This window comes from Sphingomonas sp., from assembly GCF_036677245.1.
Classification (GTDB): domain Bacteria; phylum Pseudomonadota; class Alphaproteobacteria; order Sphingomonadales; family Sphingomonadaceae; genus Allosphingosinicella.
This window is the reverse complement of record NZ_JAKFCG010000071.1, coordinates 17033-27541: the sequence shown is the minus strand read 5'-3', so window position 1 is coordinate 27541 and position 10509 is coordinate 17033. Positions and strand designations below refer to the sequence as shown.

At 67.5% G+C, this 10509-nt stretch carries 9 protein-coding genes; 1 reads left to right on the top strand and 8 read right to left on the bottom strand.

Going from position 1 to position 10509, the window contains the following annotated elements:
* Window positions 1-85: 85 nt before the first annotated feature.
* The 3 genes from V6M48_RS08750 to V6M48_RS08740 form a co-directional block, all read right to left on the bottom strand.
* The gene (locus V6M48_RS08750) at window positions 86-619 is read right to left on the bottom strand and encodes a hypothetical protein (RefSeq protein WP_332812155.1); all 534 of its coding nucleotides are present in this window, start codon (window positions 617-619) and stop codon (window positions 86-88) included.
* A 353-nt stretch (window positions 620-972) separates the two neighbouring features.
* The gene (locus V6M48_RS08745; RefSeq protein ID WP_332812154.1) at window positions 973-1863 is read right to left on the bottom strand and encodes a branched-chain amino acid aminotransferase; all 891 of its coding nucleotides are present in this window, start codon (window positions 1861-1863) and stop codon (window positions 973-975) included.
* A 332-nt stretch (window positions 1864-2195) separates the two neighbouring features.
* On the bottom strand, window positions 2196-3995 hold the full coding sequence (locus V6M48_RS08740) for a tetratricopeptide repeat protein (RefSeq protein ID WP_332812153.1): 1800 nt from the start codon (window positions 3993-3995) through the stop codon (window positions 2196-2198).
* A 201-nt stretch (window positions 3996-4196) separates the two neighbouring features.
* On the opposite strand from V6M48_RS08740, the gene mddA reads away from it, so the two are divergent.
* Window positions 4197-4937 (top strand): methanethiol S-methyltransferase, encoded by a 741-nt coding sequence (gene mddA, locus V6M48_RS08735; RefSeq protein ID WP_332812152.1) that lies wholly within the window; start codon window positions 4197-4199, stop codon window positions 4935-4937.
* A gap of 16 nt (window positions 4938-4953) precedes the next feature.
* Here mddA and proC read toward each other — a convergent pair whose 3' ends face one another.
* The 5 genes from proC to V6M48_RS08710 form a co-directional block, all read right to left on the bottom strand.
* Window positions 4954-5790, bottom strand: a complete 837-nt coding sequence (gene proC / locus V6M48_RS08730; RefSeq protein ID WP_332812151.1) for a pyrroline-5-carboxylate reductase — start codon at window positions 5788-5790, stop codon at window positions 4954-4956.
* Window positions 5787-6296 carry a YbjN domain-containing protein gene (locus tag V6M48_RS08725; RefSeq protein ID WP_332812150.1) on the bottom strand — a complete coding sequence of 170 codons (510 nt, stop codon included), beginning with the start codon at window positions 6294-6296 and terminating at the stop codon, window positions 5787-5789. The genes proC and V6M48_RS08725 overlap by 4 nt, the downstream gene beginning before the upstream one ends.
* A gap of 156 nt (window positions 6297-6452) precedes the next feature.
* Complete coding sequence (locus V6M48_RS08720) at window positions 6453-6752, bottom strand: accessory factor UbiK family protein (RefSeq protein WP_332812149.1); 300 nt, start codon at window positions 6750-6752, stop codon at window positions 6453-6455.
* 19 nt (window positions 6753-6771) lie between these two features.
* The gene (locus V6M48_RS08715) at window positions 6772-7326 is read right to left on the bottom strand and encodes a TspO/MBR family protein (RefSeq protein ID WP_332812148.1); all 555 of its coding nucleotides are present in this window, start codon (window positions 7324-7326) and stop codon (window positions 6772-6774) included.
* 66 nt (window positions 7327-7392) lie between these two features.
* Window positions 7393-10509 (bottom strand): efflux RND transporter permease subunit, encoded by a 3117-nt coding sequence (locus tag V6M48_RS08710; RefSeq protein ID WP_332812147.1) that lies wholly within the window; start codon window positions 10507-10509, stop codon window positions 7393-7395.

The following is a 10509-nucleotide window of genomic DNA, read 5'->3' as shown; positions in this document are numbered from 1 at the left end:
GAATATCGGTGCCGGCAGCAAAAGAGCGCCGCGGGCGATCGCCCGGGCGCTCTCTTATGCTAGCCGATCCGCCGGAGCGGGTCGATCAGCGGCGGCCGCCGCGTTGGATGCAGCGGTCGGTGACGGTGCGCGAGCAACGCGGATACTCGCTCGTGCCAGCCGCCGGGCCGCCGGTGCCGGTGAAGCTGCCGGTCGCGCCGGCGCCCATCGCGCCGCCGCTGCTCGCCGAGCCCGCCGCGCTGGTGTCGGCCGCGCCGGCCGCGTCGATCGTGCCGCTTGCTGCGCCGCTGGTGTCGCCGGCCGTCGCACCTGCGCTGGTGCCGGCATTGACCGATCCCGTCGTGCTCGTGCCGGCGGTCGCGCCCTTCTTGGCTTTGTTGGTCTTGACCGCGCCGGTCGTGTTGGTGCCGGTCGCGCCGCTGGCGCTGGCTCCGGTCTCGCCGACATTGGTCTCCGCGCCCGCGCCGACCGAGGTGCCGGTTCCGACCGACGTGCCACCCACCGAGACGTCGCCTCCGGCCGTCCCGCCGACACCGGTCCCGGCCGATCCGACCGGAACATTCTGGGCGAGCGCGAGACTGCTAACGCCTAATGCAGCAGCGAAAAGTATCTTCTTCATTGCAAAGGCTCCCTCGAAGGTTGCAACGGACCGCGCCCAGAATCGCTGGGCCATCAGACGGACCGTTGCCGGAATAACCGCGGAGCCTTTATTTCGATCCACGCTCGCCATGATTAAGATGAATGATGTCTTACTGCTCATGACTCCATGTTTTGTAACATGGATCAGGAATCACGCAGGACAACATTAGTCACACGCCGAGAAACAAGCAGCGATACTTCAACGAAAGGTTGAACAGCTTGGGGGACAGGCTTCTCGCCCCCCCATTGGGGCGGCGCAAGCCGGCACCGCGACGCGCGGAAAAAAGGCGCGGCAACTGCCCACGCCGCGCCTTTTCGGCGATCAGTAGGCCGTCAGCTGTTGGAGATGCGCCGGTGCGCGAGGTCGAGATAGTCCTTGCGCAGCTGCATGCTGAGCTCGCCGACCTCGAAATTCCACGGGCCCGCCTCGGCCACCGGGGTCACTTCGGCGGCGCTTCCGGTCAGGAAGAATTGCTCGAACCCTTCCAGCTCCTCGGGCCAGATCGCGCGCTCGATCACCTCGATGCCGCGGCGGCGGGCGAGGTCGATCACGGTGCGCCGCGTGATGCCGTCGAGGAAGCAGTCGGGCGTCGGCGTGTGGATCTTGCCGTCCTTGACGAAGAAGGCGTTGGCGCCGGTCGCCTCGGCGATCTGGCCGCGCCAATCGAACATCAGGGCGTCGTTATAGCCTTTGTCCTCGGCGGCATGCTTGGCCATCGTCGCGATCATGTAGAGGCCCGAAGCCTTGGCGTTGGTCGGCGCGGTATAAGGCGCCGGGCGGCGCCACGGCGAGATGTCGAGGCGGAGGCCCTTGCGGATCGCCTCCTCGCCGAAATAGGCGCCCCACGGCCAGACCGCGATCGCCATGTGCGGCTTGGTGAGCTGCGCCGAGACGCCCATCTGCTCGGATCCGCGCCACGCGATCGGGCGCATATAGGCGTCCTCGAGCCCGTTGGCCTTGAGCGTCTCGTTGCAGGCGGCGTCGATCTCCTCGACCGACCAGGGCAGGTCGAAGCCGAGGATCGCGGCGCTGTTGCGCAGCCGCGTGCTGTGCTCGGTGAGCTTGAACACCTCGCCGCCATAGGCGCGCTGGCCTTCGAACACCGACGAGGCATAATGAAGCGCGTGGGTCAGGATATGGACGTTGGCCTCGCGCCACGGCACCAATTTGCCGTCGAACCAGATCCACCCGTCGCGATCGTCGTAGCTGCGTGTGTCCGCCATTGCCCTGCCGCTTCAAATTGCCTGCTGGAAAGTCCGCGCCGTCAGTGCCGGCTGAGATCGATAGGCGGCGATAAAGCCGGGGCGAAGCGCGGTCAACCTGAGGGGATGGGACGGATTGGTGTCTCCGCAGATCTCCTCCCGCTTAGTGTTTCTCCCCTCCCGCTCGCGGGACCGCTGCAAAACTCCGTTCGCGGTGAGCTTGTCGAACCGCTTTCCTTCTTTCTCAGAGAAGAAAAGGCCTTCGACAAGCTCAGGCCGAACGGTTCTTGGATGCCGCGGCTCCTTTTGCAGCGGTCCCGCTCGCGGGAGGGGGGATCATCAGCGACCCCCTCTTACAGCCGATCGATCCGCAGCCACTTGCGGTCGCCGAGCCAGGCGCGCTGCAGCGCCTGGTCGGCGGCGGCGGCCTCGGGCCGGTTGCCGAGCGCGCGTTCGCTCGCGGCGAGGCCGTAGAGCGCCCAGCCATTGGCGGGGTAACGCGTCAGCGCCTCCTGGAATGCCGCCTTCGCCTCCCCGTAACGGCCGCTGCGGTAGAGCGCGGCGCCGAGCGACTGGCGCACCGGATAATACCAATAGGGAGGCTCCATATAAGGGATCCGGTCTTCGATCGCCGCCGCCTCGCGATAGTAGCGCACCGCCTCGTCATATTGCTTCGAGGCGAACGCATAACGGCCGCGCGCCGCCGTCTCGGCGAGCAGCAGCAGATCCGGTGCGGGCATCCCCTGCTTGGTCATCTCGTCGAGCTTCGGGGAGCCGCGGATCGCCCGAAGCGCCGCCAGCTCCTGGTCGAACAACGCCCGGCTGCGCCGCTGCGCATGCGCGATCGCGCGGGCATAATGGCGCATCCCCGCGACGTAGAGCAGGCGCGGGTCCGGCGCGGGCAGCGCCAAGGTCCGCTCCGGCGCGGCGAATTGCGCGAAGGCGAGATAGGGCGCCGCGCTGATCGCCTGGATCCAGCCATATTGCGCGGCGATGTCGGTGCTCACCAAGCCGCCCAGCCGCCGCGCTTCGGCGATCGCAACGCCCATGTCACCGGCCATTTGCGCCGAGGTGACGATGAAGTGGACGTTGTGCGGATAATAGCCGTAGCGGTAGAGGCCCTGATCGCCGCTCGCCTTGATATAGGCCTCGTCGGCGCGCGCCGCCGCGACATTGGCGCGGATCGAATCCGAAAAGCGCCCGCGGCGATAATAAATGTGCGCCGGCATGTGGACGAGATGGCCGGCGGCGGGCGGCCCGTCCTTGGCGAGCCGGTCGGCGGCGCTCTCCGCACGCTCGGGCGCCACCTTCTCGAGCAGGTGAATATAGAGATGCGACGCCTGCGGATGGCCGGGGTTGCGCGCGAGCACCTGCTCGACCAGCCTGACCGCGTCGCCGATCCGCCCCTTCGCGGTGCGCCCGTCGGCCTCCCAATAATCCCACGGGCTGGTGTCCATCACCGCCTCGGCCGCGAGCAAGGCGATGTCGTCGTGCGCGGGGTGGCTCTGCGCCACTCGTAGCATCGCGCCGGCATAAGCAGAGTCGAGCGCGGCACGGTCCGCCTTGAGATCGGCCGAATAGCGCACCGCAGCCGCGTCGATCAGCGCCTGCTCGGCCGGCGTCGCGCCGCTGCGCAGGCTTTGCGCCTTGGCGAGCGCCGCGAGCGTCGGCTTTATCGCGGCCAGGTCCATCGGCGCGTTGATGTTGGGGCCGTGCGCCACCGCCTCGCCCCACCAGCACAAGGCGCAAGCGGGGTCGAGCCGCTGCGCCGCACGGAAAGAGGCGATCGCCGCGGCATGGTTGAAGCCGTAGCTCAGCATCATTCCCTGCTGGAAATAGCGCCGCGCCTGCTCGTTGGTCGTGCTGACCGGAAAGCGCAGTCCCTCGACGCCGGCGAACAGCGGCATCGGCGCCTGCACCGCCGCGTCGGCCGGCGCCGCGAACAGGCTCGCGATCGACAGCCGCCGGCGCAGCATGCTCCCGCCGCGCGTGCCGCACAGCGACGAAGCGCGCGCGATCGGATCGAGCATGGCCAGTGCGTCGGGCGCCAGCGACGACGATTCGGCCGACGGATTTGGATGCGATGCTGGAACGATGCTCGACAGCAGCGCGGCGGCTCCGGCGAGCATGCTCGCCCGCAGCATCCTGTTCATTCGAACCTCCCGTTTCCTCGCACCCCCGCCGCCCCGCCTGGCGGCACCAGGGGCATCGGAAGCGCAGCACAGGCACGCTCACGCTGCGTCGATGATAGCAAATCCTTCTACGCGCAGGGAAGGGTTAACCGGTGGCCACCCAATTTCCGATCGGCCGCGAAACGTGGTAAACTGCGCTATCAAACGTGGGGGAGAACGGCCATGTCTCGTTCGGTCTACCTGCTGTTCGGCGTGATCGCCTATTTCGTCTTCTTTGCGACATTCCTTTATCTGATCGGCTTCGTCGGCGATCTGCCCGGCGTGCCGCTGACCGTCGATCGCGGCGGGCCGCTGGTGCCGCTGCCATCGGCGGTCGCGATCGATCTCGGCCTCGTCGCCCTGTTCGGGCTGCAGCACAGCCTGATGGCGCGCCGCGGCTTCAAGACGGCCTGGACGCGGATCGTGCCCGCACCGGTCGAGCGCAGCACCTACGTGCTGTTCGCCAGCGCCGCGCTGATCCTGATGTACCTGCTCTGGCGGCCGATCCCGGGGACGGTCTGGATGGTGGAGAATCGGGCGGCGGCGATGCTGCTCTGGGCCCTGTTCGCGGCCGGCTGGCTGATCGTCCTGCTCAGCACCTTCCTGATCAGCCATTTCGAGCTGTTCGGCTTGAAGCAGGTGTGGCGCCATATGCGCGGCACGGCCGCCAGCGAGCCGGTGTTCCGCCAGCCGTTCTTCTACCGCCTCGTCCGCCACCCGCTCTACGCCGGCTTCTTCATCGCCTTCTGGGCGACGCCGCACATGACCCTGGGGCATCTCGTGCTGGCCGGCGGAATGTCGGTCTATATGCTGATCGCGATCCGCTTCGAGGAGCGCGACCTGGTGACGATGTTCGGCCCGCAATATGAGGAATATCGGGGCAAGGTCGGCATGCTGACGCCAAGGCTGAGGCGCCCGACCTGAATTAGGCCGACCTGAATCAGGGCCCGCGCCGCGCCTCTTGCGCCATCTCGCGGTTGCGCTTGAGCGCCGCTTCGAGCGTGTCGCGCAGCAAGGCGAGCAGGCGATCGTCGGCGTCGAGCACGTCCAGCCCCTTGCGCGTCGAGCCGCCGGGGCTGGCGACCTTGTCTGCGAGCGCGCCGGGGCTCTCGCTTGCGCTCGCCGCAAGCGCGGCAGCGCCTTCGACGGTGGCGAGCGCGAGCCGTTCGGCCTGGTCGCGCGGCAGGCCGAGGTCCGCGCCGGCCGCCGCGAGCGCGTCGATGAAGCGGAACAGGAAGGCCGGGCCGCTCCCCGACAGAGCGGTGACCGCGTCGAACAGCCGTTCGTCCTCGATCCACTCGACCGTGCCGAGCGCCGCCATCAGCCTCTCGACCTTGGCGAGAGCATCACGATCCTGGCTGTCGCTGAACAGGCCGGTCGCGCCCTTCCCCAATTTGACCGGCGTGTTCGGCATCGCCCGCACGATCGTCTCGCAGGCGGGAAACAAGCCGCGCAACGTCGCCTGCTCGGTGCCGGCCAGGATCGAAACCAGGATCGTGTGCCGATCGAGCACGCGGGCCAGCACCGGCGCGACCTCGTTCAATTTCTGCGGCTTGGTGCCGAGCATCGCAAGCGCGGGAACCTCATCCTCGGGCAAAGCGGTCAGCACGCGCACGCCGCCGGCGACCGGCTTGCCGCTCGGTCGGACGACGCTGACCTGCGCAGGATCGAGGCCGGCGGCGATCCAGCCCTCGAGCATCGCGCCGGCCATGTTGCCGCAGCCGATCAGCCAGAACGGGCCCGGCAGCGCTCCAGGATCGCTGAGCGCGGCGTTCAAGCCTCGCCCTGCGTCTCGATCAGCGCGGCGGCGATCGCTTCCTGCGGCGTCTTGTCCGCCCACAGCACGAACTGGAACACCGGGTAGAAGCGCTCGCACTCCTCGATTGCCGCCTCGACCAGGGTCTCGGCCTGGCGCAAGGTCAGCGATCCGCCTTCGTCGCTGTCGAGCAGCGCGGCGTGGCGGAACAGCACCAGCCCCGACGTGGTCCACAGCTCAAAATGGCCGAGCCACAATTGCTCGTTGATCAGGCTGATCGTCTCGTAGGTCGCGGCGCGCTTGTCGCTCGCGACGCGAATGTCGGGGAGCGCGAGGAACTGGAGGACATTGTCGTCGTCGCGCCAGATCGCGCGCAATTCATATTGCGCCCAGCTGCCCTGGAAATTGGCGACGATCTCCTCGTCTCCAGCACGCTCATAGGCCCAGCCATGCGCGCTGAAATAATGTTCGAGCATGTCGATCGGCGCACTGGTCTCGCGCTCCATCTCATACTCATCGACCATCATAACCCAGTTCCTGCTGCAATAGATGTGAACGAATCGTGCCCATCCTCCTTGCGATCCGCAAGAGCGGCCGTGGTCCGGCGGGGACAAAGTTGTGGATTAATGGGATTTTGTCTTCCCGTTGAGGCTTTTCCTCCCCGCTCGGGAAGGATTCGAGCCTCAGATAGCCGATGCCGGATCGGACGGGCCCTTCTTCGCGCGGGTCGAAGCCGGCTTGGCGCCCGCCGCCTCCAGCGCGTCGAGCCGCGCCTTGAGGGCCAGGCTCTCCTCGCGCGCCGCGACTGCGATCGCCTTGACCGCCTCGAATTCATCGCGCGTCACCAGGTCGAGCCCGCCGACCCACTCGCGCGCCCGCGCCCGCATCGTCGCCTCGGCCTCGCGGGTCATGCCGGCGACAGTTCCGGCGGCGCCGTTGAGCACCTTGACCAGATCGTCGAACAAACGGTTTTCGGACTGCATTGCGGCCTCCTGCTGAGGGTCAGAGAATGATATCGGCACTGGCCGCCGCCGGAACAAGCCTTTCGGCGTCCGGGTTCAGCGCCATGATCTGGAAATTGAGCCACAAGGCGAACAGCAGCCAGGCGAGATAGGGCAGCATCAGCAGCGCCGCCGCCTTGCGGATTCGCGCGAACAATATTGTCGTGGCGGCGGCGGTCACCAGCATCGCGACGAGCACGACCAGCGCGGCGCGCACCTCGTGCATCGCGAAGAACAAAGGCGACCAGGCGTAGTTGAGCAGCAATTGCAGCACGAACAGGCCGACCGCGAGGACGCGACCGCGCGCGCCGCGGGCATGGAGGATCAGAGCCAGCGCCAGGCCAAGCAGCACGTAGAGCAGGGTCCAGGCGAGCGGGAACAGCCAGCCGGGCGGCATCGCGGCAGGCTTCACCAACGCGGCGAACCACGGATTGCCATAGCCCGAGTCCGCCAGGCGCGACGAGACGATGCCGAGCAGCAGCACCAGCGGCACCGTGAAGAGGGCATAACGGAGATAGACCATGCGCAGCTGGGACCGGGACGCAATTGCAGTCATTTCTTCTCCTTCACTCGGCGGAGCTGTCGGTTCGCCAGCGGGTGGTTCAGTCGGTGGGATTCACTCTCATTCGGCAGGCAGGGGACGGTCGAGCGCCGGCTGCGAAAGCTGGGCTTCGAGCTTGCGACCGACCTCGCCCGGGGAACTCGTGTGGCGGGCGAAGCGGGCGTAGAGGATCGGGATCAGGAACAGGGTGATCGCGGTCGCCATCGACACGCCGAACACGATCACGACGCCGATCGCCTGGCGCGAGGCGGCACCGGCGCCGCCGGCAAGCACCAGCGGCACCGCGCCGGCGACGGTCGCGATCGAGGTCATCAGGATCGGCCGCAACCGCCGTGCCGAAGCTTCGCGGATGGCGGTGGCGATATCGGCGCCGGCGTCGCGCAGCTGGTTGGCAAACTCGACGATCAAGATGCCGTTCTTGGCGGCCAGCCCGACCAGCATGACGATGCCGACCTGGCTGTAGAGGTTGAGGGTCTGGCCCATCAGCGCGAGCCCGACCACGCCGCCGGCGACGGCGAGCGGGACGGTGGTGATGATCACCGCCGGGTGGACGAAGCTTTCGAACTGCGCGGCGAGCAGCAGATAGACGACCAGGATCGTGAAGCCGAACACGATGTAGATTGATCCGCCCGCTTCCTTGAACGACTGGCTTTCGCCGCGATAGCCGATCGCCGCGACCTCGGGCTGCTGCCGCGCCTGATCTTCGAGATAGGTGAGCGCCTCGCCGAGCGAATAGCCGGGCGCGAGGCCGGCGCTCAAGGTGATCGCGCGCATTTTGTTGTAGCGGCCGAGGTCGCGCGCGCCGGCCACTTCGCGCAGGCTGACGAGGTTCGACAGCGGCACCAGCTCGCCGGTCCGGCTGCGCAGGTAGATTGAGGCGAGATCACTCTCGGTCTGGCGCGACGGCGCTTCGGCCTGGACGATGACTCTATATTCCTCGCCGCGGTCGATATAGGTGGTGACGCGGCGCGAACCGAGCAGGCTTTGCAGCGCTTGGCTGACCTCCTCCGCCGACACGCCGAGATCGCCGGCGCGCGCGGTGTCGACGTCGATCCGGATCTGCGGCTTGGTCTCCTTGTAATCGGCGTCGAGATTGACCAGCCCGGGATTGGATTGCGCGGCGGCAAGGATAGAGTCGCGGGCGCGCGCGAGCCCTTCATAGGTGGCGCCGGCGATGACGAAATTGACCGGCTGGCCGCGGCCGCGGCCGAGCGCGGAACGTGGCGCGATATTGCCGCGGACGCCGGGGATCTGGCCGAGCCTTTTGTTGATCTCGGCAACCACATCCTGGGTCGTCTCTTCGCGATCCTCCCAGGGTTTCAGGAACACGATCAGGACGCCGCTGTTGAAATCTTCCGACGCATTGTAGCTCTGCGGCGCGCGGGCGATGATGTTGCGCACCGCGCCCTGCCCGACCAGCGGCAGCACCTTGGCCTCGGCCTGGCGCAAATATTCGTCCATCTGCGCGAAGCCGGTGCCTTCGGGAGCGCTCAGGTTGCCGGTCGCGATGCCGACATCCTCGGCCGGCGTCAGCTCCGACGACAAGGTCGCAAACAGCCCGCCCGCGAGCAGGATGAAGCCGAGCACCACGGCAAGCGGCACCAGCGGCCGTTTCAACACCCGGTCGAGCAGCCGCGCGTAGCCGCTTTCGAGCCGCTGGAAGCGCGCCTCGATCCAGGCGGCGAGCCGGCCGCGTTTCTCGTAGCGCAGCAGCTTCGAGCAGAGCATCGGCGCGAGGCTCAGCGCGAGGAAGCCCGAGAAGGCGAGCGCCCCGATCATCGCCGCCGCCAGCTCGCGGAACAGCTGGCCGGTCTGACCGCTGATGAACATCACCGGCACGAACACCGCGCAGACGACCAATGTGGTCGAGATGACCGCGAATCCGACCTGGCGCGTGCCCTGGTAGGCGGCAGCGAGCGGCGGCTCGCCCTGCTCGATGCGGTGATAGACGTTCTCGAGCACGACGATCGCATCGTCGACCACCAGCCCGATCGACAGCACCAGCGCGAGCAAGGTGAGCAGGTTGATCGAATAGCCGAGCGCCCACAGCACGGCGAAGCTGGCAAGCAGGCACAACGGCACCGTCACCGCCGGGATCAAGGTCGCGCGCCAGCTGCCGAGGAACAGATAGATGACGAGCACGACGAGCACCGCCGCCTCGGCGAGCGTCTGCCAGACCGCCTCGATCGCGCGGCTGATAAACAGGCTGTCGTCGGATCCGACGGTGATCGACATGCCTTCGGGCAAGGTCGGCCGGATCTGCTCGATCAGCGCCTTGGCCTTCTCGGCGACCTCGAGCGTGTTCGCCCCCGATTGGCGGACGATGCCGAGGCCGATCGCCGAGACTCCGCTCGCGCGGAATGCGGTATAGGGGTTTTCGGGGCCCTGCTCGACCCGCGCGACGTCGCCGAGCCGCACCAGATAGCCGGTGTTGCCGCGGCCGATCACCAGCCGCTCGAAATCGGCCGCGGTGACGAACGGCCGCTCGACCCGCAAGGTGACGTTCTGGGTCGACGATTCGATCCGGCCGGCCGGTAGCTCGACGTTCTGGCGCCGCAGCGCCGCCTCGACATCGCCCGGCGTCAGGCCGAACGCGCCAAGCTTGGCCGGCTGCATCCACACGCGCATCGACGGGCGAGCCTCGCCGGCGACGAACACCTGCGCGACGCCGTCGAGCGCCGACAGACGGTCGACGATGTTACGGTCGGCATAGTCGCTGAGCTGGAGCCGCGACCAGTCAGGCTTGGAGACGACGAAAAAGAGGATCGGCGAGCTGTCGGCATCGACCTTGCGGACCTGCGGCGCGAGCACGTCCTCGGGAAGGTCGGCGGCGGCCGCGCCGACCCTGTCGCGCACGTCGTTCGCGGCAGTGTCGATCGAATGGCCCGGCGTGAATTCGACTGTGATGTTCGATTGGCCGTCCTGCGAGCGCGACGTGATCGTCTGCAGCCCTTCGACACCGGCAAGCCGCTCCTCGAGCACTTGGGTGATGCGGCTTTCGACGACGTTCGCGGCGGCGCCGGTATAGGTCGTGTTGACCGACACGATCGGCGGGTCGACATCGGGATATTCGCGCACCGAGAGGGCGAAGAAGCCGACCAGCCCGACCACCGCGATCAGCATCGCGACCACTGCCGCGAAGACAGGTCGCCTGACCGAGAGGTCGGAAAGCTGCAT

What these genes read in the sequence shown, in the direction of transcription:
- V6M48_RS08750 (WP_332812155.1), bottom strand. Translation starts at nt 619, where the DNA reads ATGAAGAAGATACTTTTCGCTGCTGCATTAGGCGTTAGCAGTCTCGCG.
- V6M48_RS08745 (WP_332812154.1), bottom strand. Translation starts at nt 1,863, where the DNA reads ATGGCGGACACACGCAGCTACGACGATCGCGACGGGTGGATCTGGTTC.
- V6M48_RS08740 (WP_332812153.1), bottom strand. Translation starts at nt 3,995, where the DNA reads ATGAACAGGATGCTGCGGGCGAGCATGCTCGCCGGAGCCGCCGCGCTG.
- mddA (WP_332812152.1), top strand. Translation starts at nt 4,197, where the DNA reads ATGTCTCGTTCGGTCTACCTGCTGTTCGGCGTGATCGCCTATTTCGTC.
- V6M48_RS08725 (WP_332812150.1), bottom strand. Translation starts at nt 6,296, where the DNA reads ATGATGGTCGATGAGTATGAGATGGAGCGCGAGACCAGTGCGCCGATC.
- V6M48_RS08720 (WP_332812149.1), bottom strand. Translation starts at nt 6,752, where the DNA reads ATGCAGTCCGAAAACCGTTTGTTCGACGATCTGGTCAAGGTGCTCAAC.
- V6M48_RS08715 (WP_332812148.1), bottom strand. Translation starts at nt 7,326, where the DNA reads ATGACTGCAATTGCGTCCCGGTCCCAGCTGCGCATGGTCTATCTCCGT.
- V6M48_RS08710 (WP_332812147.1), bottom strand. Translation starts at nt 10,509, where the DNA reads ATGCAGCTTTCCGACCTCTCGGTCAGGCGACCTGTCTTCGCGGCAGTG.